At 71.1% G+C, this 26,327-nt stretch carries 25 protein-coding genes; 18 read left to right on the forward strand and 7 right to left on the reverse strand.

The genetic code is table 11. The features are described 5' to 3' along the window. Positions 1 to 111: 111 nt before the first annotated feature. Positions 112 to 1,023: a DMT family transporter gene (locus E2C06_RS07220; protein WP_133287925.1), complete on the reverse strand. Its 912-nt coding sequence runs from the start codon at positions 1,021 to 1,023 to the stop codon at positions 112 to 114. A gap of 222 nt (positions 1,024 to 1,245) precedes the next feature. On the opposite strand from E2C06_RS07220, the gene E2C06_RS07225 reads away from it, so the two are divergent. From E2C06_RS07225 to E2C06_RS07245, 5 genes are all read left to right on the forward strand, one after another. Continuing rightward, entirely contained in the window at positions 1,246 to 3,639 is a 2,394-nt protein-coding gene (locus E2C06_RS07225; protein WP_241671160.1) for a helicase-related protein, read from the forward strand. Positions 3,640 to 3,709: 70 nt separating this feature from the next. After that, the gene (locus E2C06_RS07230) at positions 3,710 to 5,407 is read left to right on the forward strand and encodes a DEAD/DEAH box helicase (protein ID WP_133287927.1); all 1,698 of its coding nucleotides are present in this window, start codon (positions 3,710 to 3,712) and stop codon (positions 5,405 to 5,407) included. A gap of 48 nt (positions 5,408 to 5,455) precedes the next feature. Next, on the forward strand, positions 5,456 to 6,061 hold the full coding sequence (locus E2C06_RS07235) for a glutathione S-transferase family protein (RefSeq protein ID WP_133287928.1): 606 nt from the start codon (positions 5,456 to 5,458) through the stop codon (positions 6,059 to 6,061). Between the two features lie 49 nt (positions 6,062 to 6,110). Next, a complete protein-coding gene (locus tag E2C06_RS07240; RefSeq protein ID WP_133287929.1) occupies positions 6,111 to 6,998 on the forward strand; it encodes a polysaccharide deacetylase family protein in 888 nt (295 codons plus the stop codon). 1 nt (position 6,999) lies between these two features. Then, a complete protein-coding gene (locus tag E2C06_RS07245; RefSeq protein WP_133287930.1) occupies positions 7,000 to 7,605 on the forward strand; it encodes a glutathione S-transferase family protein in 606 nt (201 codons plus the stop codon). Here the strand turns inward: E2C06_RS07245 and hemC are convergent, their stop codons facing one another. Genes hemC through E2C06_RS07275 form a run of 6 tightly spaced genes read right to left on the reverse strand, consistent with a single transcriptional unit; the run spans position 7,606 to position 14,494 of the window. Then, complete coding sequence (gene hemC / locus E2C06_RS07250; protein ID WP_133287931.1) at positions 7,606 to 8,607, reverse strand: hydroxymethylbilane synthase; 1,002 nt, start codon at positions 8,605 to 8,607, stop codon at positions 7,606 to 7,608. Between the two features lie 24 nt (positions 8,608 to 8,631). Further along, positions 8,632 to 9,819 (reverse strand): geranylgeranyl diphosphate reductase, encoded by a 1,188-nt coding sequence (locus tag E2C06_RS07255; RefSeq protein WP_133287932.1) that lies wholly within the window; start codon positions 9,817 to 9,819, stop codon positions 8,632 to 8,634. A gap of 11 nt (positions 9,820 to 9,830) precedes the next feature. After that, the gene (locus E2C06_RS07260; protein WP_133287933.1) at positions 9,831 to 11,198 is read right to left on the reverse strand and encodes a BCD family MFS transporter; all 1,368 of its coding nucleotides are present in this window, start codon (positions 11,196 to 11,198) and stop codon (positions 9,831 to 9,833) included. Next, on the reverse strand, positions 11,195 to 12,085 hold the full coding sequence (chlG, locus tag E2C06_RS07265; RefSeq protein ID WP_133287934.1) for a chlorophyll synthase ChlG: 891 nt from the start codon (positions 12,083 to 12,085) through the stop codon (positions 11,195 to 11,197). Before chlG ends, E2C06_RS07260 begins: the two co-directional genes overlap by 4 nt. A gap of 3 nt (positions 12,086 to 12,088) precedes the next feature. Further along, positions 12,089 to 13,519 (reverse strand): transcriptional regulator PpsR, encoded by a 1,431-nt coding sequence (gene ppsR / locus E2C06_RS07270; RefSeq protein WP_133287935.1) that lies wholly within the window; start codon positions 13,517 to 13,519, stop codon positions 12,089 to 12,091. 60 nt (positions 13,520 to 13,579) lie between these two features. Continuing rightward, positions 13,580 to 14,494 (reverse strand): cobalamin B12-binding domain-containing protein, encoded by a 915-nt coding sequence (locus tag E2C06_RS07275; protein ID WP_133287936.1) that lies wholly within the window; start codon positions 14,492 to 14,494, stop codon positions 13,580 to 13,582. Between the two features lie 255 nt (positions 14,495 to 14,749). Here E2C06_RS07275 and bchF point away from each other — a divergent pair, with 255 nt between their 5' ends. From bchF to E2C06_RS38635, 13 genes are all read left to right on the forward strand, one after another. Beyond that, positions 14,750 to 15,337 (forward strand): 2-vinyl bacteriochlorophyllide hydratase, encoded by a 588-nt coding sequence (gene bchF / locus E2C06_RS07280; RefSeq protein ID WP_133287937.1) that lies wholly within the window; start codon positions 14,750 to 14,752, stop codon positions 15,335 to 15,337. After that, positions 15,334 to 16,626 (forward strand): ferredoxin:protochlorophyllide reductase (ATP-dependent) subunit N, encoded by a 1,293-nt coding sequence (locus tag E2C06_RS07285; RefSeq protein ID WP_133287938.1) that lies wholly within the window; start codon positions 15,334 to 15,336, stop codon positions 16,624 to 16,626. Before bchF ends, E2C06_RS07285 begins: the two co-directional genes overlap by 4 nt. 4 nt (positions 16,627 to 16,630) lie before the next feature. Next, positions 16,631 to 18,166 (forward strand): ferredoxin:protochlorophyllide reductase (ATP-dependent) subunit B, encoded by a 1,536-nt coding sequence (gene bchB, locus E2C06_RS07290; protein ID WP_133287939.1) that lies wholly within the window; start codon positions 16,631 to 16,633, stop codon positions 18,164 to 18,166. 9 nt (positions 18,167 to 18,175) lie between these two features. Continuing rightward, positions 18,176 to 19,090 (forward strand): ferredoxin:protochlorophyllide reductase (ATP-dependent) iron-sulfur ATP-binding protein, encoded by a 915-nt coding sequence (gene bchL / locus E2C06_RS07295; RefSeq protein ID WP_133287940.1) that lies wholly within the window; start codon positions 18,176 to 18,178, stop codon positions 19,088 to 19,090. A 4-nt stretch (positions 19,091 to 19,094) separates the two neighbouring features. After that, positions 19,095 to 20,519 (forward strand): MFS transporter, encoded by a 1,425-nt coding sequence (locus E2C06_RS07300; RefSeq protein WP_133287941.1) that lies wholly within the window; start codon positions 19,095 to 19,097, stop codon positions 20,517 to 20,519. An 18-nt stretch (positions 20,520 to 20,537) separates the two neighbouring features. Further along, positions 20,538 to 21,311 (forward strand): photosynthetic reaction center subunit H, encoded by a 774-nt coding sequence (puhA, locus tag E2C06_RS07305; protein WP_133287942.1) that lies wholly within the window; start codon positions 20,538 to 20,540, stop codon positions 21,309 to 21,311. Then, positions 21,308 to 21,964: a photosynthetic complex putative assembly protein PuhB gene (gene puhB / locus E2C06_RS07310; protein ID WP_133287943.1), complete on the forward strand. Its 657-nt coding sequence runs from the start codon at positions 21,308 to 21,310 to the stop codon at positions 21,962 to 21,964. The genes puhA and puhB overlap by 4 nt, the downstream gene beginning before the upstream one ends. Positions 21,965 to 21,980: 16 nt before the next feature. Continuing rightward, positions 21,981 to 22,433 carry a photosynthetic complex assembly protein PuhC gene (gene puhC, locus E2C06_RS07315; RefSeq protein ID WP_133287944.1) on the forward strand — a complete coding sequence of 151 codons (453 nt, stop codon included), beginning with the start codon at positions 21,981 to 21,983 and terminating at the stop codon, positions 22,431 to 22,433. Next, on the forward strand, positions 22,430 to 22,738 hold the full coding sequence (locus tag E2C06_RS07320) for a hypothetical protein (RefSeq protein WP_133287945.1): 309 nt from the start codon (positions 22,430 to 22,432) through the stop codon (positions 22,736 to 22,738). Before puhC ends, E2C06_RS07320 begins: the two co-directional genes overlap by 4 nt. After that, positions 22,735 to 23,802 carry a magnesium-protoporphyrin IX monomethyl ester (oxidative) cyclase gene (gene acsF, locus E2C06_RS07325; RefSeq protein WP_133287946.1) on the forward strand — a complete coding sequence of 356 codons (1,068 nt, stop codon included), beginning with the start codon at positions 22,735 to 22,737 and terminating at the stop codon, positions 23,800 to 23,802. Before E2C06_RS07320 ends, acsF begins: the two co-directional genes overlap by 4 nt. A gap of 1 nt (position 23,803) precedes the next feature. After that, positions 23,804 to 24,631, forward strand: a complete 828-nt coding sequence (gene puhE / locus E2C06_RS07330; RefSeq protein WP_133287947.1) for a putative photosynthetic complex assembly protein PuhE — start codon at positions 23,804 to 23,806, stop codon at positions 24,629 to 24,631. Between the two features lie 77 nt (positions 24,632 to 24,708). Next, positions 24,709 to 25,920, forward strand: a complete 1,212-nt coding sequence (gene hemA / locus E2C06_RS07335) for a 5-aminolevulinate synthase (RefSeq protein WP_133287948.1) — start codon at positions 24,709 to 24,711, stop codon at positions 25,918 to 25,920. A 113-nt stretch (positions 25,921 to 26,033) separates the two neighbouring features. After that, the gene (locus tag E2C06_RS38635; protein ID WP_206664461.1) at positions 26,034 to 26,294 is read left to right on the forward strand and encodes a high-potential iron-sulfur protein; all 261 of its coding nucleotides are present in this window, start codon (positions 26,034 to 26,036) and stop codon (positions 26,292 to 26,294) included. The last annotated feature ends 33 nt before the right edge of the window (positions 26,295 to 26,327 follow it).

Raw genomic sequence — 26,327 nt, forward strand, 5'->3', positions numbered from 1 at the left:
CCTGGGGCAGGGCGCTGCCGGCCTTGGCCGGACGGCACGGATCGATCCTTAGGCCGCGCGAGCGCCGCGGCGATGTGCGCCGGCGCGCATCCGGTCCGGCGCGGCGTCCGGTCAGCCCCGCCGGCGCGCCTGGCTCCAGCCGATCCACAGCCCTGCCGCCATGATGATCGCGGCGCCGATCCAGATCCCGGCATCCGGCCAGTCGCCGAAGATGAACCAGCCGACCAGGACCGAGCCGATCAGCTGGAAATACTGGAAGGGCGAGATGATGTTGGCCGGCGCATAGCCGAGCGCCTTGGCGACGCAGTAATGGCCCGTCGCCCCCAGCACGCCCATGCCGCAGAACATGGCGATATCCGCCCAGCCCTGCGGCGTCTGCCAGACGAAGGGCAGCACCAGCAGCATGCCGAAGGCCCCGACGACCGAGCTGAACAGCGCCGAGGTCTCCGGGCTGTCCACCCCCGCCACCCGCCGGGTCAGGATCTGGTACATCGCGTAGCAGCAGGCGCTGAGCACCACGAGCAGCGAGGCCCAGTGGAACAGCGCCGTCCCCGGCCGGATCACGATCAGCACGCCGAGGAACCCGAAGCCCAGTGCCGCCACCCGGCCGGGCGTCGTCCGCTCCCCCAGCATCGGCCAAGCCAGCAGCGCCACGATCAGCGGCGCCGTCAGGCTGATGGCGGCGGCCTTGGCGATCGGGATGAAGGTAATGGCGAAGAAATGACAAAGGTTTGAGGTGAACAGCATCGCCGAGCGCAGGAACTGCACCCCCGGCCGCCGGGTCCGCAGCACGCCGAGCCCGTAGCGCGGCAGGAAGGCCGCCAGCAGGAACACGATATGCCCGAAGGCCCGGGCCCAGGAGACCTGCAGGCTGGAATACTCGGCCCCCAGCAGCTTGGCGAAGCTGCTCATGACCGGGAAAAGCAGGCCCGAGGCGCACATGAAGAGGATACCGAGCAGGATGCGCTGGGCGGGGTAGGGGGCGGCCAAGGCCGATGGGGACGGCCTGGATTGCTCGGTCACGCGCTCTGCTGCCCGCTTATTGCATGGCTGCACACGATGGGGCGTGACGCTTTTCCTGGCAACGCCCGCGCGGAACACTATATAAGCTCCAACGCCGGCTGGGGGCGTGTTGCGCCCCCGTTACGCCATACAGGCCCATGAACGGCCTACGGCTTGCATCCGGCAGCCCATCTGGCCCGTTCCATGGCGCAACCCCCAAGGGGGTCGCGGAGAGTACCACGTTTGACCACACCCTATGATGTTGCCCTCGAACCGGCGGATGCGCCGGACGAAGCCCCGCCGCATGCCGTCTCGCCCGCCGAAGCGGCGATCATCGCCTCCGGCCTCGAGGTCGAGGCGCGCGAGCTGCCCGCGCTGATCCGCCGCGTCGAGCGGCGGCTGCCGGCCGATGCCGCTGCCGTTGGCGCCGCGCTGCGCGAGGTGCGCCGCCGTGCCTGGGTCTCCCGGCTCAACCATCTCGCCAGCAAGGCCGGCCGGACCTGGGTCCGCCGCGCCGACGCCGAGGCCGCGGCCGGGACGATCACCGAGCTGACGCCGGAGGACGAGACGCTCCTCGTCGCGCTCGACGCGGCGCTCGGCAACCGATTCCGCAGCCTCGGCCACACGCCCGAGGAGACGCTGGAGGCGATCGTCGCCGAGCTGGCCGAGACCGCCAAGGGCGCCGCCGCCGGCACTCTGGCGCCCGACCGGCATGCCGAGCTGGCGCGCGAGGTCGCCGCCGCCTTCGGGCTGAAGGGCGAGGAATCGCTGCCCTTCCTGGAAGCGGTCGGCGCCACCGAGGCGCGCCGCCGCCGCGAGGTGCGCGAGGCCGAGACCGCCGCCCGCGCCAAGCGGCGCGAGGAGGTCCAGCGCCTCCGCACCTGGGAAAAGAGCCTCGTCGAATTCCGCGACGTGTCCGGCCTGCTCGGCTGCGTCGAGAAGGAGGCGCTGCGCTGGGTCGCCGCCGGGCTGATCCCGGTCGCCCGCCGCATCCCGCAGAAGGGCGGGCGGGAGAAGTGGGAGTTCGACCCCGCCGAGCTGGCCAGCCTGCGCGCCCTGGTCCCGCAATGGCGGGAGGCCGACAAGACGGCCCTCGACGCCAAGCGGCGCACCGGCGTCTCGGCGCCGCCGATCAAGCTCGGCCGCGGGGCGAGCGCCGCCATCGCGCGCGTCGCGGCGCTCGACCGCTATGCCGGCCACTTCGCCACCGCCCGGGCGCTCAACCGGCGCATCACGCTGATCACCGGCCCGACCAATTCGGGCAAGAGCCACACCGCGCTCGACCGCCTGGCCAAGGCGGAGAACGGCATGGCGCTGGCCCCGCTGCGCCTGCTGGCGCATGAGTTCCGCGATGCGCTGCAAAGCCGCGGCGTGCCCGCCTCGCTCTCGACCGGCGAGGAGCGCATCCCCGTCGCCGGCGCGCGGCACCTGGCCGCCACCGTCGAGATGTGCCCCTTCCACCTGCCGGTGGACGTGGCGCTGATCGACGAGGCGCAGATGCTGGGCGACCGCGACCGCGGCGCCGCCTGGACCGCCGCCATCATGGGCGCCCCGGCACGCGACGTCTTCGTGCTCGGCGCGCCGGAGGCGGCGACGCAGGTGCGGCGGATCGCCGCGCTCTGCGGCGACCCGATGGAGGAGATCAGCCTCAAGCGGAAGGGGCCGCTGACCGCGGCGAGGACGCCCATTCCGCTCGGCGACCTGCAGACCGGCGATGCCATCGTCGCCTTCTCGCGCCGCGACGTGCTCGACATGCGGGCGGAGCTGGTCCGCCGCGGCCGCCGCGTCGCGGTCGTCTACGGCGCGCTCAGCCCCGAGGTGCGGCGCGCCGAGGCGGCCCGCTTCCGCGACGGCGATGCCGATATCCTGGTGGCGACCGATGCCATCGGCATGGGGCTCAACCTGCCGATCCGCCGGGTGATCTTCTCGACGCTCAGGAAATTCGACGGCGAGATGCGGCGCGAGCTGAACACCCAGGAGGTCAAGCAGATCGGCGGCCGCGCCGGCCGCTACGGCCGCTTCGAGGAGGGCGTCGTCGCGGTGCTGGCCGGCGGCGGCAGCCCGGAGTTCATCCGGACGATGCTGGAAGCCGACCCGATGCCGCCGGAGGACCCGCGCCCGCTGGTCCAGCCGGATGCCGACATCATCGCCAACGTGGCGCAGGAGATCGGCTCGGACAGCCTGTTCGGCGTGCTGGCGCGGATCAAGCGCGCCGTGCTGCGGCCGGACGACCCGAACTACCGGCTGGCCGACCTGACCCAGGCCATGGCGGTCGCCGGCGCCATCGACGGCGTCGCCGGCCTGACCCTGCTGGAGCGCTGGACCTACGCGATGTGCCCGGTGGATGAGCGCGACAACGGCACCGCGCGCCTCGCCCGCTGGGCGATCGAGCACGGCGCCGGCCGCCCGGTCCAGCCGCCTTCCGCCGGCCGCCTGCCGGCGCCGGAACGTGCCAGCCGGGACGAGCTGGAACGTGCCGAAAAGACCCACAAGCGGCTGGTCGCCTGGCGCTGGTTGGCGCTGCGCTTTCCGCAGGCCTATGTCGCCCGCGACGAGGCCAATGGCGAGACCGAGCGGCTGGACCGCTGGATCGAGGACGTGCTGCGCCAGCAGCGCCGCTCGAAGCTGGTCGCCTGATGCACCCCATGCCCATCCCTTTCTTCCGTTTCGAGGGGCCGCTCGCCGCCCCGAGCCGAGTACCGCACTGATGCCCTTTCCCGCCCTTCCCGCCACCCTCCTCGCCGCGCTGACCGAGCGCGGCTATGCCGAGCCCACCCCCGTCCAGGCCGCGGTGCTGCAGCCGGAGACCGCCGGCCGCGACCTGCTGGTCTCAGCCCAGACCGGCTCCGGCAAGACCGTCGCCTTCGGCCTGGCCATGGCCGCCGAGCTGATCGGCGAGGCCGAGCGCCTGCCGCCTCCTGGCGCGCCGCTGGCGCTGGTGGTCGCGCCGACGCGTGAACTCGCTTTGCAGGTGCAGGCCGAGCTGACCTGGCTCTATGGCCCGGCCGGCGGCCGCGTCGTTTCCGGCGTTGGCGGCACCGACCCGGTCGCCGAGCGCCGGGCGCTGGCCCGCGGCGCGCATATCGTCGCCGGCACGCCGGGGCGGCTGCGCGACCACCTCGAGCGCGGCAACATCGACCCGAAGTCGATCCGCGTCGTCATCCTCGACGAGGCGGACGAGATGCTCGACATGGGCTTCAAGGAGGAGCTCGAGGCGATCCTCGAGACCACCCCCGCCGAGCGCCGCACCTTGATGTTCTCGGCCACCGTGCCGCGCGGCATCGCCCAGCTCGCCAAGCAGTACCAGCGCGACGCGCTGCGCATCTCGGCCGGCGACGAGGGCGCGCAGCATGGCGACATCGACTACCGCGCGCTGCTGATCGCGCCGCACGAGACCGAGCGCGCCGTGGTCAATGCGCTGCGCTTCTTCGAGGCGCGGGCTTCCCTCGTCTTCTGCCGCACCCGCGCGACCGTCACCCGGCTGCACGGCAACCTGGCTGAGCGCGGCTTCGCCGCCGTGGCCCTGTCCGGCGAGCTGTCCCAGGCCGAGCGCAACCGCGCCCTGCAGGGGCTGCGCGACGGCCGCGCGCGGGTCTGCGTGGCGACCGACGTCGCCGCGCGCGGCATCGACCTGCCGGATCTCGGCCTGGTCATTCATGCCGACCTGCCGACCGACCCGGAGACGCTGCTGCACCGCTCCGGCCGCACCGGCCGCGCCGGGCGCAAGGGCACCTCGGTGCTGCTCGTCCCGCACAACCGCCGCCGCGCCGCGGAGCGCCTGCTGCAGGATGCGCGGCTCCGCGCCACCTGGGGCCCGGCCCCCTCGGCCGAGGCGATCCACGCCCAGGACGATGCCCGCATCCTGGTCCAGGCGCTGGAGAAGACCGGCGAGGATGCCGGAGACGGCGATCTGGCCCTGGCCCGCAAGCTGCTGGAGGACCGCGCGCCCGAGGCCGTGGCCGCCGCGCTGATCCAGGCGCTGCGGGCGCCGCTGGCCGCACCCGAGGAACTCGCCGCGGTGACCGACCGCGGCCCGGCAGGGCCACGGGTGCCGCGCGAAGCCGGCCCGAACCAGGAAGGCGTCTGGTTCCGGATGAATCTCGGCCGGGCCAACGGCAATGCCGACCCGCGCTGGGTGCTCCCCTTCCTTTGCCGCCGCGGTCATGTGACGCGGCAGGAGATCGGCCGCATCAAGGTGCAGGACCGCGAGACGCAGTTCGAGGTCGCCCCCTGGGCGGCCGAGCGCTTCGCCGCCGCGGCGCAGCGCCCGGGCGACGAGGAGGACGCGCATATCCGCATCTTCCCGCTGCAGGGCGGCGCGGTGATCGAATCGCCGCTGCGCCGCCCGCCGCTGCGCGGGCCGCGCCCGGCGCTGGAGCAGATCCGCCGCCGCGCGGTGCGCTGAACCACCAGGGATGGTGCCGGGGGCGCGGAAGCGCGTAGCCTCCGGCCCATGCGCCTGTTCTATTCCTCCGGCTCCCCCTTCGCCCGCGCGGTGCGCGTCGCGCTGCGCGAGACCGGATTGATCCACCGGGTCGAGGAGGTTGAGACCACCCTCCGCGACCCTGCCTCCACCCTGCTGCCGCACAACCCGGTCGGCCGGGTGCCGACGCTGGTGCTGCCGGACAGCACGGCGCTGACCGAAACCGCGCTGATCCTGCCCTTCCTCGACACGCTCGGCGGCGCCTATCCGCTCGTGCCGCAGGGCGCCCTGGCCGATTTCGGCCGCGTGCTCGGGGCGACGGACGGCATGGGGGTCTGGAACCGCGAGCTGCGCCGGCCGCTCAATGAACGCTCCCCCACCGTCATCGCGCTGGAAACCACCCGCACCAACCGCGTCGCCGATGCACTTGAGGCGGAGGTCGCTGCCGGCGGCTGGGCGCTCGACGCGCCGCCCGATGCACCGCGCATCGCCCTCGGATGCCTGCTCGGCTATGCCGAGATGCGCCACCGCGCCTGGCCCTGGCGGGAGGGGCGGCCGGCGCTCTCGGCCTGGTTCGACCGGCTGGCGGCGCGGTCCAGCTTCGCCGCCACCATCCCGCCCGTCAGCGGCATTTGACATGGGCGGGCAGGGCGGCAGACTCCCGGCAATACCGGAGGGTCCAGGCATGGCCATGCAGCCGCGCGAGCGCGTCCCCTATTCCGCCATCGTCGACCGGCCGGCGCTGAAGCTGCCTGGCGGCGCCCGCGTCGCGGTCTGGACCATCGTCAACCTCGAGGTCTGGGACATCGGGAAGCCGATGGCCCGCCAGGTGCTGCCGGCGCCGACCGGCCAGGTGCTGAGCCCGGACGTGCCGAACTGGTCCTGGCACGAATACGGCATGCGCGTCGGCGTCTGGCGCTTCTTCAAGCTCTACGAGAAGCTCGGCATCGCGCCCACGCTGTCGGTCAATGCGCGCGTGGTCGAGGACTATGAGCGCGTCGCGGCGCAGGCGCGCGAGGCCGGTTGGGAATTCATGGGCCATAGCTGGGAGCAGGGGCCGATCCACAAGGAGCCGGACCAGCGGGCGATGATCCACCGCTCGATGGACCGGCTGGAGACGTTCACGGGCAAGCGCCCCGTCGGCTGGCTCGGCCCGGGCCTGACCCAGACCTGGGAGACGCCGGAGCTGCTGGCCGAGGCCGGCGTGCAATACATCGGCGACTGGGTCTATGATGACGAGCCGACCACGATCCACACCGACCGCGGCCCGCTGGTCACGCTGCCTTATACGGTGGAGCTGAACGACATCCCGATGATGATCGTGCAGCACCACGAGAGCGACTACCTGCTGAAGCGCGCCATCGACCAGTTCGACCGGTTGTACGAGGAAGGCGCGGAGCGGGCGAAGATCCTGTCGATCGCCATCCATCCGTATATTTCGGGGCAGCCGCACCGGATCAGGTATCTCGAAGCCTTCTACGACCATGTCGCGCAGAAAACCGGCGTGCTGCACTGGAACGGCGTGCAGCTGCTGGACTGGTACCGCGCCGAGCAGGCGCGGCTGGGCCTCTAGGATGAAGCTCTACTACGCGCCCAATACGCGCGCGGTCCGCATCGTCTGGCTGCTCGAGGAGCTCGGGCTGCCCTACGAGATCGAGCGCTTCACCCTGGGCGACCGGCGGATGCGGGCGCCGGACTACCTGGCGGTGCATCCGATGGGGCGGGTGCCGACCCTGGTGGATGGCGAGGTCACGCTCTTCGAATCCGGCGCCATCGTCGAATACCTGCTGGCGCGGCATGGCGGCGGGCGGCTGCGGCCAGCGGTCGCCTCGGCGGAATTCCCGCGCTACCTGCAATGGCTGCACTATGCCGAGGGCATGATCATGCCGCCGGTCAATACCATCGTGGTCGAGACCAAGCTGCTGGCGCCGGAACGCCGCAACCCCGTGAACGTCGAGCGCGCGACCAAGCTGCTGTCGCGCATGCTGGACGCGGTGGAAGGGGGGCTGGCGGGGCGCGACTACCTGGCCGGCGCGTTCAGCGGCGCCGACATCATGACCGGCCATGCCTGCACCGTCGCGGCGCGGCTCGGCGCCGACCTCGCGGACAAGCCGTTGGCCGCCGCCTATATCGACCGGCTGAACGCGCGGCCGGCGCTGCAGCGGGCCTGGGCCACCTGATCAGCCCAGGATATCGGCCGGTGCCTCGCGCCGCAGCCGGTCGCCGAGTTCCATTCCCAGCCGCGCGGCATCGGCGACCGGGCCTTCGATGGTCCGCTTCAGCACGAAGCTGCCATCGGGGCGGGCGATCAGCCCGCTGAGGAACAACGTGTTGTCCGGCCGCAGCGTCGCATAGGCGCCGATCGGCGTGCGGCAGGAGCCGTCGAGCGCGCCGAGCAGGGCGCGTTCCGCGGTGGCGACGCTGCGGGCGGTGCGGCATTCGATCGCCGAGAGCAGCTCGTGCAGCTCGACATCCGCGGCGCGCACCGTGACGCCGACGATGCCCTGGCAGGCCGCGGGCAGCATCATCCCGGGGTCGAGCAGCACGCCGGCCTCGCGCTCCAGCCCCATCCGCCGCAGCCCGGCCAGCGCGAGGAAGGACGCCGCGAAATCGCCGTTGCGGACGCGGCCGAGGCGGGTCTGGATATTGCCGCGGATCACCTCGCAGCGCAGGTCGGGGCGCATGGCCAGGATCTGCGACTGGCGGCGGACGGAGGCGGTGCCGACCAGCGCGCCGTAGGGGATGCAGGCCAGCGGGTCGCCGCGGTCGGGCGCGCCGCAGACAGGCCCGAGGATGATGGCGTCACGCGGGTCCTCCCGCTGCAGGGTGCAGGCGAGCACGATGCCGGGCGGCAATTCGGTTTCGAGGTCCTTCAGGCTGTGCACCGCGAAGTCCACCTGGCCGTCCAGCAGCGCCTCGTGGATTTCCTTGGCGAAGAGGCCCTTGCCGCCGATATCCGCCAGCGGCCGGTCCTGCACCCGGTCGCCCTCGGTGCTGATGACGTGTTCCTCGAAGGCCTTGGCGTCGCGCAGCACCGGGCAGAAGCCGCTGATGATCGAGAGGAAATGCCGTGTCTGCCACAGCGCCAGCGGCGAGCCGCGGGTGCCGACGCGCAGCGGCAGGGTGCGGCCCTGGCCGTGGCGGCCGGCGGCAGGGGCATCGAGGGTGCGAAGGCGGCTCATGGTCAGGCTCCGGCGATCACAGGCTCAGGCACGCGCCAGGCCGAAGAGATGGGCGAGGTCCTTGAAGAAGATCCGCACATGCGCCATCGGGTCGCGGCGGACCAGCTCCTTGTTCATGTAGCTTTCCCAGGTCAGGCGCTGCACGTCCTTGTCCCGGCAGATGGAGACGAACTTCTCCCGCCGCTTCTCCGACGAGTACCAGAAGTACTGCATGATCCCGAGGATCCAGAAGACCCGGCCATGCGCCTTCATGAAGCGCTTGCGGGCGAGGCCGAGCGCGGCGGCCCTGCCGGTGGCGAGGCATTCCTCCACCGCCCCCGCCGCCAGGTGGCCGCCGAGCATGGCATAGTAGATGCCCTCGCCCGAGGCTGGCGCGACCACCCCTGCGGCATCGCCCGCCAGCACCACGTCACGGCCGTTGTCCCAGCGCCTGGCGGGCTTCATCGGGATCGGCGCGCCCTCGTGCCGGATGGTGCGGGCACCGTCGAGGCCGGTGGTCCTGCGCAACTCGGCGATCGAGCCGCGCAGCGGGAAGCCCTTCACCGCGGAGCCGGTGCCGATGCTGGCGGTGTCGCCATGCGGGAAGATCCAGGAATAGAAATCTGGGGAGTGCTTGCCCTGGTAGAAGACGTCGCAGCGGCGGGCGTCGTAGCTGCCGGTGCCGGGCTGCGGCGCCTCGATGATCTCGTGATAGGCGAAGACGCAGGGCACGGTGGCGGCGATCGGCACTTCCTGCTTCGCCACCCTGGATTTCGCGCCATCGGCACCGATGACGGTGCGGGCACGCAGCCGCACCTCCTCGCCCGACTTCGTCGCATAGACCACGACCGCCATGCCGTCGGCGTCGCGTTCGATCCGCTCGAAGCTGCCGGTGTGGCGCTCGGCGCCTGCCTCGGCGGCGCGCACGCGCAGGTACTCGTCGAAATGTTCGCGGTCGACCATGGCGACATAGCCGTTGCCGTCGATCGGCATGTCCACCTCGCGGTTGGACGGCGCGATCATGCGCGCGGCATTGACCCGGGCGACGATGATGTGGTCGGGGATGTCGAAGTCGCGGATCGCCCGCGGCGGGATGGCGCCGCCACAGGGCTTGATGCGCCCCGCCCTGTCCAGCAGGGCGACATGCCGGCCGCCGCGCGCCAGGTCATGCGCCGCGGTGGCGCCCGAAGGCCCGCCGCCCACGATCACCACGTCCCAGGTCTCGGTCGGCATGGATCGTCTCCCTAGGGTCTGGACGGCGCGAGCGCGCCGAAATCACCCGCCGCCGAGGCCGGGCGGCCGATGCGGGTGGCGAGCAGGGCGGAGAAGAGGAAGAGCAGCGCCTCGGCCGCGAAGACCGCGCCATAGGCGATGCCGGGGGAGGCGACGAGGCTGCGCGCCAGGTCGCTGGCCGCCGCGCCCGCCAGGCCGCCGAGCCCGAAGGCGACGGCCTGCGCCGCGCCCCAGAGGCCGACGCGCATGCCTTCCCGGTTGTCGCGGCCGCGGCCGGCGAGCTGCATCATGGTGGCGATGGCCGCCGCGGCGAAGGCACCGTTGGCGATGCCGAGCGCGACATAGGCGGCGCGCAGCGGAAAGCCGGGCCCCATGGTGCCGGCCGCGGCCAGCGCCGCGAGCGCGAGCGCCGAGGCGAGGCAGCCGCCGATGGTCCAGGCGCGCAGCGAGCCGAGGCGCTCGCCGCCGAGGCCCCCGGCCAGCGCCGCCAGGATCATGCCACCGAAGACGCCCATGTGCTGGGCCGAGGCGAGCTTCGTCGTCTCGCCCAGCGAGAGGCCGAAGACCTGGCCGCCGAAGGGCTCGAGGATCAGGTCCTGCGCCGAATAGGCGAGCATCGAGACGAAGACGAAGATGGTGAAGCGCCGCGCCTCCGGCTCCGCCCAGATCTGGGCGAGCGCGTCGCGGAAGCTGCCCCTCGGCGCGGGCCGGGCCTCGGCGGCGGGGGCGGCGGGTTCCATGCGCCAGATCGCGGCGACGGCCAGCAGCACGGCGATGCCGCAGACCGTGCCGGTCACCGCCAGCAGCCGCTGCGGCGAATAAGGGTCGAGGAAGCGGCCGGCCAGCGCCGTGGTGACGATGAAGCCGAAGATCATCATCAGCCAAACGATGGTCGCCGCCGGCGCCCGACGGTTCGGCGCCACCCGTGTCGCCAGCAGCGCCAGCAGCGAGGTGCCCGCCGCGCCCACCCCGGCCCCGACGCCGAGGAAGGACAGCACCGCAAGGCCGATGCCGAGCGCCAAGTGCTCCGCCATCAGCGCTGTCGCCGCCGCGGCGCCGAGCCCGCCGAGGGCGAGGACGCCGATGCCGCCGATGATCCAGGGCGTCCGCCGCCCGCCGCGGTCGGAGCCATGGCCCATGGCCGGGCGGGACAGCTGCACGGCGTAGTGCAGCGCCACCAGCAGGCCGGGGATGGTCGCGGGCAGCGCGAGCTCCACCACCATGACGCGGTTGATGGCGGAGGTGGTCAGCACGACGACGGCGCCGAGCGCGGTCTGCACCAGCCCCAGCCGGAAGATCCCGAGCCAGCCCAGGGTGTGACCCCGGCGCGGCCGATCCACGCTGCGGTCCTGCGGATCTCCGCGATCGGACGCGCTCATGGCAGCACCACCGGCCGCAGCGCAAAGGCCGTCACTAGCATCCCCAGCACATAGAGCGTGGTGCCGGTGCCGTTGTACCAGGGCGCCTTCTCCCGCGGGCTGGCCAGCAGCACGCGCATCAAGGCCACCTGCGCCAGCAGCGACGCGGCGATCGCCGCCGCGTGCCAGGGCGCGCCCCAGCTCAGCAGCAGGCCGACCACCGCCACCTGCGGCACCGCCATCAGCGCGCAGGCGAGCTGCGCCGCGCGGTCGACCCCGAGCGTGACGGGCAGGGAGTTGATGCCGGTGCGGCGATCGCCCTCGACGGCCTTGAAGTCGTTCAGCGTCATGATGCCGATGGCGCCGAAGCTGTAGAGCCCCGCCATTAGCAGCACCCGCGCGTCCGGCGCGCCGGCGCTCATCACCGCCGCGCCGGTGATCCAGGGCAGGCCCTCGTAGCAGGCGGCGCAGGCGATGCCGCCGAGCCACCCATCCCGCTTCAGCCGCAGCGGCGGCGCGGAATAAGCCCAGGCGAGGGCGAGCCCCAGCACCGTCGCGGCGAAGCCCCAGGGGCCGAGGATGGTGGCGACGGCCAGCGACAGCGCGGTCCACATGACCGCGATGCGAAAGCCCCAGTCGCCCGGGATGCGGCCGGAGGGGATCGGCCGGTTCGGCTCGTTGATCGCGTCCACGTGCCGGTCGTACCAGTCGTTGATCGCCTGGCTGGTGCCGCAGACCAGCGGCCCGGTCAGCAGGATGCCGGCGACGATCAGGTGCCAGCGGCCATTGCCGCCGAGGCCGGAGGAGACGACGCCGCAGGAGAAGGCCCACATCGGCGCGAACCAGGTGACCGGCTTCAGCAGCTCGAGGCAGGCGGACAGGGCTGGGCGCGCGACGGTGGCTGACATGCACTACCCCTGTTCGGATCCGTCGGCCGGCAGGTCGCCGAGCCCGTAGCGCCGCAGCTTCACGTAGAGGCTCTGCCGGCTGAGCCCGAGCATCTCGGCGGCCGATGCGCGGTTGTCGCCCGTCAATTCCAGCGCCGCCTCGATGCAGAGCCGCTCGATCACGTCGGTTGCCTCCCGCACCAGGTCCTTCAGCGGCACCTGGCCGATCAGCTCGGTCAGCTGTTCCACCGAGCGCGGCGTGCGGGTGGAGGCGCGGGCCGGCGCGGTGACGCGCGGGCCGACATCGCGGATGGCGAAGCCGTAGCAGGGGCCGACACCGTTCATGACGGAGACGGCGGAGATCTCGACCTCGGTCGTCGCGCCGTACTCGCCGCGCATGGTGGTGACGAAGAGGCGCACCGGGCCGCGCTGCCGCAGGCTGGCGGTCAGCACCTCGAGCTCGACGCCGGGCTGGCCCAGCCAGCGCTCCAGCGGTTCGCCCAGTGCCTGGTCCTCGTTCGCCAGCTGCGCCATGTCGAGGAAGGCGGCATTCGCGGTCATGATCCGGCCGTCCTGGCCGGTGACGACAAAGGCGTCCGGCACGTTCTCGACCAGCTTCAGCAGCTTGGTCTTGGCCTTGGGCAGGACGATCGCATTGGCATCGGCGACCGGGATGCCGAGCCGCACCAGCAGGTAGGTCGTGCTCTCCTGCCGGAAGGGGGAGGCAGAGACGATAATATCCTTGCTGTCCTCCTCCAGCTGCACCCGGACCTCGTCGGCGCGGCCGGTGGCGCGGACGCCGGACAGCAGCAGCTCGACCGCTTCGCGGCCCTTGGGGTCGAAGATCTCGAGGAAGTCGCGCCCGGCCGGCCGGCGCGGCGTGCGGCCCAGCAGGCGGTCGGCTGCCTGGTTGGTCTCGGTCACCTTCTGCGCCTGGGGGTCGAGGATCAGCACCGGGTCGGACCAGAGCTGGAAGAGCATGCGGTAGCGCGTCTCGGCATGCCGCAGCCGGGAATAGTCGCGGTCGAGCGACTGCTGCGCTTCCAGCAGCCGCTGTTGCAGCGCCGAGAGCTGGCGGAGGTCGCGGCCGAAAGCGACGGCGCGGCTGCCGTCACCGATCCGCACCGCGGAGAACAGGATGGGTACGGAGGCGCCGCGGGCCGAGAGCAGGTTCACGTGCCGCCATTGCCGGCCCGCCACGGCATCCGAGTCGGCCAGCAGCGACTCGACCTTGGCCCGGCTGTCCGGCGCGACCGTGTCGATCCAGGGCTTGCCCAGCCAGGAATCCTGGCCGGCCAATTCCTCCGCGAGGCTTTCGCTGTTGAAGGCGACATCGCGGACCGCGCCCGCGGCATCCACGATGATGGCGACGTCGGCGGCTGCCGTGATCAGAATCGCCGCGGCTTCCGCATCCAGGTCGCCCAGCGACGTCTTCGGGGCTTTGAATGCCTTCACGAGCGAGATATCCCTTTACGGCTGAGAGCGCAGCCCTCCTCTTTCCTACCGCCATGCGGCTCAGTCCAGATGAGCCATCAAAGAAAGCATCCGTTCGGCCTGCAGGATGGCCTGCTCGCCATCGGTCGCGGTCGCATCGGCGCCGACCAGTGCCACGAATTCCGGGTGGGCGTTGAAGATCGGGCCGCCCACCATCACGCCGGCGCCGCGGTTGCGGACGCTTTTCCGCACCCTGCGGATGCAGGTGGCGATGGCGTCCAGCCGGTCCTCGGACGCCGCCGAGATGCCGATCACCTGGAAGCTCTCGCGCCGCATCAGGGTGGCGAATTCGGCTTCCCCGCGCGGGGCCGGGTCCCAGACATCCCAGCCGGCCTGACGGAAGAAGGCGGCCAGCATGTCGCGGCCGAAGCTGTGCTGCTCCCCCGGCGGGTTCATCAGCAGCACGCGGCGGTTGCGCGATTGCGGCCTGACATGGCGGCTCAGCGCGTCGTCGTAGTCCCGCACCATGTGCTGCAGCCGCATCAGGCCGAGCGTCACGGTCGAGAAGTCCGCCCGGTCATCCGCCCAGGCCTGGCCGAGCCAGCGCGCCGCCGGCGCCAGCAGGTCGAGGTAGACGCGCGGCAGCGTCACGCCCCGCGCGCGCAGCCCCTCGACCAACGCCAGGGCGGCGACGTGGTCGTCGATGACCAGCAGGGCGCAGAGGGATTCGACATCCGCCATGGTCGGCATGGCGCCGAACAGGGCATCGAGGTCGGTGCGGGGCGTGGCGGTGCCGCGGGTCAGCAGCAGCCGGGGCAGGACGGTGTCCTCGATCGCCCGGGACAGGGCGCGGCGCTGGATTTGCCGCTGGTCGGGCTCGGGAAGCAGCCAGAGGCTCTGCGCATCATCGAGCCCCAGGCGGGCCGGGGGTGGGCCGGCGGCAGAGGGTGCCTCGGCCCGGTGCCTGGATGCGATGCTCTCTCCCAAGGACACCATTGGGCCTCTCCCCGTTGCGGAGTTTATCGACCCGCTCGCAACCGAGTGTCAATCACTCCTTACGTCAATCGAGCTTGACACTCCAAAGCGACCGGACCTAGCCTTCCTGACAGCGAGATCGTCGCTGCGGGAGGCACGCCGGAACGCCGGAAGGATCTGCCAAGAAATTGCCGGTTCTCCGCGGAGGCCGGGATCGCATTGGCTGGACCAAGACCGACGACTGAGCGGACCTTCGGGACAGAGGGTTGTCAAGCGATGTTTACGTCCGGCGTGCTGGCAAAGCTCACTGCCCCCATCGATTCCTGCCCCTGGGGCACCGTGGCGGGACGCCACGCTCGCCACGCACCCGCCCGCCGGCCGCTCTACACGCAGGAGGAGCGCCGCCGCCGCGACGCCTCCCCCTGGACCCTGGTGCAGGGCGTGCTTGCCCCGCTGCAATTCGCGGTCTTCCTCGTCAGCCTCGGCCTGGTGCTGAACTTCCTGGCGACGGGGGAAGGCTATGCAGTCGCCACCGCCTCGGTCGTGGTCAAGACCGTCGTGCTCTACGTCATCATGGTCACCGGCTCGATCTGGGAGAAGGTGGTCTTCGGCCGCTGGCTCTTCGCCCGCGCCTTCTTCTGGGAAGACGTCTTCAGTATGCTGGTGCTGGGGCTGCACACCGCATACCTCGCCCTGCTGCTGACCGGCGCCGGCGACGCGCAGGGCCTGATGCTGCTGGCGCTTGCCGCCTATGCCGCCTACGTCGTCAACGCCATGCAGTTCGTCATGAAGCTGCGGGCCGCCCGGCGTGACGAGCGCGGCTGGCGCGGCGCCGAGCCCGACGCGCTGGGCTATTCCAAGTGAGCAGCCTCGCAGCCCTCGGCCGGTCGCCCGCCGACCAGGCGGGCTGCACCGAGGCCCCCGTCCTGCGGGAGCGTGGCCAGCGCGAGGTCTTCTGCGGCCTCACCGGCATCATCTGGCTGCACCGCAAGATCCAGGACGCCTTCTTCCTCGTCGTCGGCAGCCGCACCTGCGCGCACCTGATCCAATCCGCCGCGGGGGTGATGATCTTCGCCGAGCCCCGCTTCGCCACCGCCATCATCGACGAGCGCGACCTGGCCGGACTGGCCGACGCAAACGACGAGCTGGACCGCGTGGTCGGCCAGCTGCTGGCGCGGCGGCCCGACATCCGGCTGCTCTTCCTGGTCGGCTCCTGCCCATCCGAGGTCATCAAGCTCGACCTCTCGCGCGCGGCGCAGCGGCTGAACCGCACGCATTCGCCGGATGTGCGGGTGCTGAACTACTCCGGCAGCGGCATCGAGACGACCTTCACCCAGGGCGAGGATGCCTGCCTCGCCTCCCTCGTGCCGGAGATGCCGGCCTCGGTCACCAGCGCGCCGGCGCTGCTGGTGGTGGGCGCGCTGGCCGAGGTGGTGGAGGACCAGATGCGCCGGCTCTTCGCCGCGCTCGGCATCGGCCCGGTCGCCTTCCTGCCGCCGCGCCGGGCGCGCGAGCTGCCCGCGGTCGGGCCGAATACCCGCATGCTGCTGGCGCAGCCCTTCCTGGCCGATACCGCCCGCGCGCTGGAAGCCCGCGGCGCGGTGCACCTGCCCGCGCCCTTCCCGCTGGGGGCCGAGGGCACCACCGGCTGGCTGCGCGCCGCGGCCGGAGCCTGGGGCATTCCCGCCGACCGCTCCCGCGCGGTGACCGAGGCCGGCGAGCAGCGTGCCCGCATCGTGCTCGACCGCCACCGGGAGGCGCTGGCCGGCCGTCGCATCTTCTTCTTTCCCGACAGCCAGCTGGAAATTCCGCTGGCGCGCTTCCTGGCGCGGGAGCTCGGCATGCGTCCGGTGGAGATCGGCACGCCCTATCTTCACCGCGCGCATCTGGCGGCCGAACTGCCGCTGCTGCCGCGGGACGTGCTGCTGTCCGAGGGGCAGGATGTCGACCGGCAGCTCGACCGCTGCCGCGCGGAGAAGCCGGACCTCGTCGTCTGCGGCCTCGGGCTGGCCAATCCGCTGGAGGCCGAGGGCTTCGCCACCAAGTGGTCGATCGAGCTCGTCTTCACGCCGATCCAGGGCTACGAGCAGGCCGGCGACCTCGCCGAGCTTTTTGCGCGGCCGCTGGTGCGGCGCCAGAAGCTGAGGGTCTAGGCCGATGCAGCTCGCCGTCTGGACCTATGAGGGGCCGCCGCATGTCGGGGCGATGCGCGTCGCCACGGGGATGGCGGGGCTGCACTACGTCCTGCATGCCCCGCAGGGCGACACCTATGCCGACCTGCTCTTCACCATGATCGAGCGGCGCAGCGCGCGCCCGCCCGTCACCTACACCACCTTCCAGGCGCGCGACCTCGGCGGCGACACCGCCGAGCTGTTCAAGACGGCGGCGCTGGATGCCTATCGGCGCTTCGAGCCGGAGGCGATGATCGTCGGCTCCTCCTGCACCGCCGAGCTGATCCAGGACGACCCGGGCGGCCTGGCCAAGGCGCTGCGGCTGCCGGTCCCCGTGGTGGCGCTGGAGCTGCCCTCCTACTCCAAGAAGGAGAATTGGGGGGCATCCGAGACCTTCTACCAGCTGGTCCGCGCCCTGGCCGGGCCGCATGCGCCGCCGCCCGGCACCCGGCGCGGCCCGGGGCGCGTCTGCAACATCCTCGGCCCGACCGCGCTCGGCTTCCGCCACCGCGACGATGTCAGGGAGATCACCGGGCTGCTCGGCCGCATGGGCATTGAGGTGCGGGTGACCGCGCCGATGGGCGCGCGGCCGTCCGACCTCGCGCGGCTGGGCGAGGCCGACTTCAACGTGGTGCTCTACCCCGAGGTCGCGGGGCAGGCGGCATCCTGGCTGACCCGGACCTTTGGCCAGAAGGCGACGCGGACCATCCCGATCGGCACCAACGCGACCCGCGCCTTCGTCGAGGAAGTGGCCGCGCTGGCCGGCATCGACGCCGCACCGGTGCTGGCCGCCGAGGAGGCGCGCGCCGCCTGGTATGCCCGCTCGGTCGACAGCAACTACCTGACGGGCAAGCGGGTCTTCGTCTTCGGCGACGCGACGCATGCGGTGGCCGCGGCCCGCGTCGCCGCCGAGGAGATGGGCTTCAAGGTCGTGGGTCTCGGCACCTACAGCCGCGAATTCGCCCGCGACATCCGCGAGGCGGCGAAGCTCCACGATGTGGAGCCGCTGATCGGCGAGGACTACCTCGAGGTCGAGGCGGCGATCCAGGCGGCGCAGCCGGAGCTCATCCTCGGCACCCAGATGGAACGCCACATCGCCAAGCGCCTGGGCATCCCCTGCGCGGTGATCTCGGCGCCGGTCCACGTGCAGGACTACCCCGCGCGCTATTCGCCGCAAATGGGGTTCGAGGGGGCGAATGTCCTCTTCGACACCTGGGTCCATCCGCTGATGATGGGCCTCGAGGAACACCTGCTAGGCATGTTCCGCGAGGATTTCGAGTTCCATGCCGAGGCCGCGCCCTCGCATCTCGGCGGCGCGCCTGCGCCAGCCCCCGTTGCAATCGCCGAAGCCCCCGCCGGCCCGGCCGGCTGGACCGCCGAGGCCGAGGCCGAGCTGAGGAAGATCCCGTTCTTCGTCCGTGGCAAGGCGAGGCGCAATACCGAGCGCTTCGCCGGGGAGCGTGGCCTCGCCAGCATCACGCTGGAGACCCTGTATGACGCCAAAGCCCATTTTTCCCGCTGAGGAGGCCGCATGAGGATCGAGACGCCGCATGCCGCGCTGCACCGTGGCCGCACAGCCTCCCATCTCGACGGGGAGGGCAGCGTGCAGGTGCACCTCGACCCGAACATGACCATCGGCACCGCCAAGGTCTTCTCGGTCTACGGCAAGGGCGGGATCGGCAAGAGCACGACCAGCTCCAACCTCTCGGTCGCCTTCTCCAAACTCGGCAAGCGGGTCCTGCAGATCGGCTGCGACCCGAAGCATGACAGCACCTTCACCCTGACCAAGTCGCTGATCCCGACCGTCATCGACGTGCTGGAATCCGTGCAGTTCCACGCCGAGGAGCTGCGGCCCGAGGATTTCGTCTTCCAGGGCTACAACGGCGTGATGTGCGTGGAGGCGGGCGGCCCGCCGGCCGGCACCGGCTGCGGCGGCTACGTCGTCGGCCAGACGGTGAAGCTGCTGAAGGAGCACCACCTGCTGGAGGAGACCGACGTCGTCATCTTCGACGTGCTCGGCGACGTGGTCTGCGGTGGCTTCGCAGCACCTTTGCAGCATGCCGACCGCGGCATCATCGTCGCGGCCAACGACTTCGACAGCATCTTCGCGATGAACCGCATCATCGCCGCGATCAAGGCGAAGTCGAAGAACTACGACGTCCGGCTCGGCGGCGTCATCGTCAACCGCAGCGACGACACCGACCAGATCGACAAATTCAACGCCGCGACCGGGATGAAGAGCCTGGCGCATTTCCCCAACCTCGACGTCATCCGCCGCTCCCGCCTGAAGAAGGCGACGCTGTTCGAGATGGACAGCACGCCGGAGCTGGAGGCGGTGAAGCTCGAGTATCTACGCCTCGCGGCCAGCCTCTGGGCGGGCACGCCGGCGCTGGAAGCCTCGCCGATGAAGGACCGCGACATCTTCGACCTGCTGGGGTTCGACTGATCCCATGAAGCTCTCCCGCGTCTGGATGAAGCTCAGCCCGGACCTGCTGCCCTTCGCGGATGCGGCGTCCGAGACGCTGCCGCTCGACCGGCTGCTGCGGCTGTCGCTGTTCCAGGTCTCGGTCGGCATGGTGGCGGTGCTGCTGATCGGCACGCTCAACCGGGTGATGATCGTCGAGCTCGGCGTGCCGACCTGGATGGTCGCCGTCATGGTCTCCCTGCCGCTGGTCTTCGCGCCCTTCCGCGCGCTGATCGGCTTCCGCTCGGACCAGTACAAGTCGGTGCTGGGCTGGAAGCGAGTGCCTTACGTGTGGCTCGGCTCGGTTTGGATCTTCGGCGGTCTGGCGATGATGCCCTTCGCGCTGATCATCCTGTCCGGCGACACCTTCGCGCCGCCGGTCGTCGGCCAGGTCGCCGCCGGCATCGCCTTCCTCTGCGTCGGCGCGGGCATGCATACCGTGCAGACCGTCGGCCTGGCCCTGGCCACCGACCTTTCCCCGGTCGAGCAGCAGCCGCGGGTCGTCGCCCTGCTCTCGGTCATGCTGCTGCTGGGCATGCTGCTCAGCGCCCTGGCCTTCGGCGCGCTGCTGGCGAATTTCAGCCAGCTGCGGCTGATCCAGGTGATCCAGGGCGCCGCCGTCGTCAGCATCGTCCTCAACCTCGTCGCCGTCTGGAAGCAGGAGGTGCGGAACCCCGCCGCCACCCGCCCGGACCGCGATCGCCCGGCTTTCCAGCAGGCCTGGGACGAGCTGCGCCGGACCGGCCAGTGGGTCCGCCGGCTGACCGCGACCGGGCTCGGCAGCTTCGCCTTCGCCATGCAGGACGTGCTGCTGGAACCCTATGGCGGGCAGATTCTCGGCCTGACCGTCTCGCAGACCACGCTGCTGACCGCGGGCTTCGCGGCGGGCGGCATCATCGGCTTCATCCGCGCAGCGCGGCGCATCTCGGACGGCGGCGACGCGCACCGCGTGGCGGCGACCGGGGCACTCTGCGGCGCCTTTGCCTTCACCACCGTCATCGCCGCGGCGCCGCTGAGCAGCGGCTTCGTCTTCGCCTTGGGCGTCGGGCTGATCGGCTTCGGCGGCGGGCTCTTCGCGCATGCGACGCTGACCGCCTGCATGCGCGCCGCACCGCCGGCGCAGATCGGCCTGGCGCTCGGCAGCTGGGGCGCGGTGCAGGCGACCTGCGCCGGCGGCGCCATCGCCGTCGGCGGCCTGCTGCGCGATGCCATCTCCGGCCTCGCCATGCGCGGCGCGCTGGGGGAGGCACTGGCCGGCCCCGTCACCGGCTACGGCCTGGTCTACCTGCTCGAGATTGCGCTGCTGTTCGCCACCATCGTCGCCATCGGCCCGCTGGTGCGGCCGGTGGGCAATGACCTGCAACCCGAGGACGTGCGGCTCGGCCTGGCCGGGTCGCGCGGGGCATCCTAGCGCGAGGAGACAAGCGTCATGACATACATCGCCTATTCCACGCAGTTCGACGCAGCGCTCTTCTCGCTGTACGCCTTCTACGTCGCCTTCATCATCCTGATCATGTACCTCCGCAACGAGGACCGGCGGGAAGGCTTCCCCCTGGTGCACGAGCAGAACGGCGATCTCGTCATCATCAACCCGCGCAGCGCGCCGAAGCCGAAGGTCTGGAACCTGGCGCATGGCGGGCCGACCGTGGCGGGGCGCGAGGAGCGCGACCTGACCGGCCTGCTGACGCCGACCGCCCGCGTCCCCGGCGCGCCGCGGCTGCCGCTCGGCAACCCGCTCGCCGATGGCGTCGGCCCGGCCGCCTATGCCCTGCGCGCCGACGTGCCCGACCTGACCTTCGACGCTTCGCTGCCGAAGATCGTCCCGCTCCGCGCCGCACCGGAATACAGCATCGCGCATGAGGATATCGACCCGCGCGGCTGGTACATGATCACCGCCGACAAGCGCGTCGTCGGCACGGTGAAGGACCTCTGGGTCGATCGCTCCGACGTCATCCTGCGCTACATCGAGATCGCCGTGCCGGGCGCGAATGCCCGCAACGTCGTCTTCCCGATCGGCCTGGCGAATTTCGACGCGGGCAGGCGGGAGGCGCATACCAGCGCGCTGCTGGCCGACCAGTTCCTCGCGGCGCCGGCGCTGAAGAACCCCGACCAGATCACCCTGCTCGAGGAAGACAAGGTCAGCGCCTATTTCGCCGGCGGCTACATGTACGCCACCCCGAACCGGCAGGAGCCGGCGCTGTGATCAAGGAACACGACTATGAGCCGGTCTGGGGCCTGCCGGAGAAGCTGCCGGAGGGTGAGGTCATTTTCTGGCAGGGCCGGCCCGACCAGCGGGCCTTCGCGCGGCGGGCGCTGCACCTGCCGGGCCTCGCCGCCTATTTCGGCGTGCTGGTCGCGGCCCGCGTCGTCTCGGTGCTGATGGCCGGCGCCTCGCTGCCCGTCACCGCGCGGGATGCGCTCTGGTTCATCCTGCCCTCGCTGCTGGTCATCGGCATCGCCCTGGTCTTCGCCTGGGGCGTGGTGCGCACCACGGCCTATACCATCACCAACCGCCGCCTGGTCATGCGCTTCGGCATCGCGCTGTCGATGACGGTGAACCTGCCCTATGCGCTGGTCGGCTCGGCCGCGGCGAAGCTGCATGCCGATGGCTCGGGCGATGTCAGCCTGGCGCTGCTGAAGCCGCACCGCGTCTCCTACCTGTTTTTCTGGCCGCATGCGCGCCCCTGGCACCTGCTGCGGCCGCAGCCGACCCTGCGCGGCATCGCCGATGCCGGCGCGGTCGCGCAGATTCTGGCCCGTGCCTTGGCCGGCGCCGCCTCGGTCCCGGTGCAGGCCATGGCGACCGCCGGCGCCAAGCCGGGCAGTGCCGACCTGCCGCAACCGCAAGCGGCTTGAAGGAGGGGAGGGGAGCATGCCGGTGCGCAACCCAGGCCGCAGGATCCCGCGGGCACCGCTGCTGATCGGGCTCGGCCTGCTGGCCTTCACCCTGGCCGTCACCGATCTCTTCGGTCTGGTCGGCGGCGCCGGCGCCTCCACCACCGCGCCGGCGCTGGAACGTTCGCTGCGCTTCGAGGACCGGGCCGATGGCGCCATTGTCGCCCGCGAAGCCGCGACCGGCGCCGAGGTGATGGTCTTCGATCCCGGCACCAACGGCTTCGTCCGCGGCACGCTGCGGGCGCTCGCGCGCGGCCGGCGCCAGGCCGATCTCGGCCGCGACGCTCCCTTCCGCCTCGCTGCCTGGCGCGATGGCCGCGTCATGCTGCAGGACACCGCGACGGGCCGGGAGGTCGAGCTGAATGCCTTCGGCGACACCAACAAGGATGTCTTCCTGCGCCTGCTGATTGCCCCGGAGCCCAAGCCATGAACGGCCCCCTCGCCTGGCTGACCGGCGGACGCACCGTCGAGGTGCCCTGCACGGTCGATATCGAGCAGACCTTCGACAGCCTGCACGCGCATGCCATCCCGGAAGGCGTCACCTTGCGCCCCGGCGACCGCGTGGTGGTGCATGGCGCCCCGGCCGGCATACCCTATGGCCAGGCCGTCAGCTTCACCTGCCGCGCCACGGTCTACCGCGCCGGCTGGCTGCAGCGGGTCTGGACCGAGGCCTCGGCCATCCTGGAGCTTGCTGACCTGTACCACTGCGGCTTCGAGCCGAGGGAAACGCCATGAACGCCGTCACCCCGAAGCGGGCGATCAACGATTCCACCCGGATGGCCACCACCGACACGGTGCTGACCCCGCGCTTCTACACCACCGACTTCGACGCGATGGACCGCATCGACGTCAGCAGCATCCGCGCCGAATGGGATGCGCTGATGGCCGAGTTCAAGTCCGACCCGAACAAGGGCCACTTCGTCCGCTCCGCCGCCTTCGACGAATTCCGGATGGAGGACCTGCCGCCCGGGCTGCAGGCCGAGCTGAAGGAATTCCTGGTCAGTTCCGTCACCGCCGAGTTCAGCGGCTGCGTCCTCTACGCCGAGATCAGGAAGCGGGTGAAGAACCCGGACATGAAGGACCTGTTCGGGGTGATGAGCCGCGACGAGGCCCGCCATGCCGGCTTCATCAACGACGCGCTGAAGGATATCGGGATCGGCGTCGATCTCGGCTTCCTGACCAAGGCGAAGAAGTACCACTACTTCTCGCCGAAGTTCATCTTCTACGCGACCTACCTGTCCGAGAAGATCGGCTACGCCCGCTACATCACCATCTTCCGCCAGTTCGAGAAGCACCCCGAGCTGCGCTTCCACCCGATCTTCATGTGGTTCGAGAAGTGGTGCAACGACGAGTTCCGCCACGGCGAGGCCTTCGCCCTGCTGATGCGCGCCAACCCGCACCTGCTGCAGGGGCGCAACAAGCTCTGGGTCAAGTTCTTCCAGCTGGCGGTCTACGCGACGATGTACGTGCGCGACCACGGCCGGCCGGAATTCCACAAGGCGCTCGGCATGACGCCGACGGAATACGACCACCGCGTCTTCCAGACCTGCACCGCCATCTGCACCCAGGTATTCCCGGTGACGCTTGACACCGACCGCCCGGCCTTCCGGCGCGGCCTCGACCGGCTGTTCGAGATCACCGAGAAGCTTGCCGCGCTGAAGGGCCGGAGCGGCCTCGGCGCCTCGCTCCGCCGCACCGGCCTCAAGCTCTCGGCCGGCGCGACCTTCGCGCGGCTCTATTTGCTGCCCGGCAAGCATGCGGCGCTGCCGGCCGATGTCCGCATGGCGCCGGCCTGGTAGCATGGCCGACTTCGCCCTTCCCGCCCTCTTCGCGCTGTTCATCTGGTGGTTCAGCACCGGCGCGATCCTGTGGCTGGACGGGCTGCCGGCGCGGACCTACCGCATCAGCATGGCGGGGGCGACGCTCGTCCTCGCCGCGGCGCTCTGGGGGCTTTCGGCCAGCAGCGCGGATGCCTCGGTGCTCGGCGCCTATTGCGCCTTCTCCTGCGGGCTGCTCGCCTGGGCCTGGCAGGAGATGGCCTTCCTGATGGGCTACGCCACCGGCCCGTCCCGCGCGCCCTGCCCGGCGGAGGCCACGGGCTGGCGCCGCTTCACCCTGGCGCTGCGGGCGATCCTCTACCACGAACTGGCGATCCTCGTCGGCGCGGTCGCCGTGGTCGCCGTCACCTGGGGCCAGCCGAACCAGGTCGGCACCTGGACCTACCTGCTGATCTGGGGGATGCGGCAGAGCGCCAAGCTCAATGTCTTCCTCGGGGCGCGCAACCTGAACGAGAATTTCCTGCCGCCGCACCTTCGCTATCTCGGCAGCTTCTTCCTGCGCCGGCCGATGAACCTGCTCTTCCCCTTCGCGGTGACGCTGGCGACCCTGCTGACCGCGCTGCTCTTCCACCTCGCCCTGGCGCCCGGGGCGACCGACTTCCAGGCCGCCGGTTTCACCTTCCTCGGCACCCTCGCGGCGCTGGCGACGCTGGAGCACTGGTTCCTCGTCCTCCCCATCCCGGCCGAGGCGCTGTGGAAATGGGGCCTTCGTTCGCGGGCGGCGCCGAAGCCGGCGCAGCCCGACATCCACCCGGCGCGCTTCCGCGCCGGTACGGCGCCCGCCGCATGAACGGCGCCCGCGTGTCCAGCATCGGTGCGGTCGTCGATGCCCTGCCGTGAGGCCCGGTGAGGCCAGAGGGAGGTACCATGAACTACGAGGCGTTCTTCAAGAAGCAGATCGGCACCCTGCACCGCGAGGGGCGCTACCGCGTCTTCGCCGATCTCGAACGCCAGGCCGGCGCCTATCCGCGCGCCGTGCACCACCGCTCGCGCGGCGCGCAGGACGTGACCGTCTGGTGCTCGAACGACTATCTCGGCATGGGCCAGCACCCGAAGGTGCTGGCGGCGATGCACGAGGCGCTGGACAAGTGCGGCGCCGGGGCCGGCGGCACGCGCAACATCGGCGGCACCAACCATTACCACGTGCTGCTCGAACAGGAATTGGCCGACCTGCACGGCACCGAGGCGGCGCTGCTGTTCAACAGCGGCTACATGTCGAACTGGGCCAGCCTGTCCACGCTTGCCGGCCGCATGCCGGGCTGCGTCATCGTCTCCGACGAGCTGAACCACGCCTCGATGATCGAGGGCATCCGCCACAGCCGGGCCGAGCGCCGGGTCTTCGCCCATAACGACCCCGAGGACCTGCGCCGCAAGCTGGCCGACCTGAACCCGGAAACCCCGAAGCTGGTCGCCTTCGAGAGCGTCTATTCCATGGACGGCGACATCGCCCCGATCGCCGAGCTCTGCGACGTCTGCGACGAATACGGCGCCATGACCTATGTGGACGAGGTCCATGCGGTCGGCCTCTACGGCAAGCGCGGCGGCGGCATCACCGAACGCGACGGCGTCGCCCACCGGCTGACGGTCATCGAGGGCACGCTCGCCAAGGCCTTCGGCGTGGTCGGCGGCTACATCGCCGGGTCGGCCGCGATGTGCGACTTCGTCCGCAGCTATGCCTCGGGCTTCATCTTCACGACAGCGATCCCGCCCGCGGTCGCCGCCGGCGTGCTGGCCAGCATCCGCCACCTGAAGGCCAGCAGCCTCGAGCGGGACGCGCTGCAGGAGCGTGCGGCGACCGTCCGCCGCCGGCTGGACGCGATCGGCGTGCCGCATCTCGACAACCCCAGCCACATCGTCCCGGTGATGGTACGTGACCCGGTGGTCTGCAAGGAGATCAGCGACCTGCTGCTCGACCAGTACGGGATCTACGTGCAGCCGATCAACTACCCGACCGTCCCGCGCGGGACGGAAAGGCTGCGCCTGACCCCCGGCCCGCTGCATTCGGACGCCGACATAGACCACTTGGTCTTCGCCCTCGGCGAGATCTGGGCGCGGTTCAGCCTGCAGCGGGCGGCCTGAGGTCGGCGGGGAGCCTGCGAAGGCTCCCCGGCAGGCGCGGTCCGGCGGATTGGCAAAAGCCGGAACGGCACCAATCTACCCGCGGCCGGATGAACATTGAGGAGATTTCCAGGGTGACGTCAGACAACAAGACCCCGAAACCGCGCCGTGCCGTCCTGCAGGCCGCCGGCCTGGCCGCTTTGGCCCCGATCGCCATTCGTCCCGCCAAGGCGCAGGACAAGCTGCAGGGCTCCATGGTCATGTACCAGGACAAGCCGAAGGATGGCCAGAAATGCGGCGGCTGCCTGCATTTCCAGCCGCCGAATGCCTGCGCCATCGTCGCCGGCAATATCAGCCCCGAGGGCTGGTGCGCGGTTTGGGCGGCGAAGCCCTGAGGCTAGACTAGACCCGGCGCGGCCCCCACGGCC

Origin of the sequence: Dankookia rubra, assembly GCF_004355005.1 — a bacterium.
Classification (GTDB): Bacteria; Pseudomonadota; Alphaproteobacteria; order Acetobacterales; family Acetobacteraceae; genus Paracraurococcus; species Paracraurococcus ruber_A.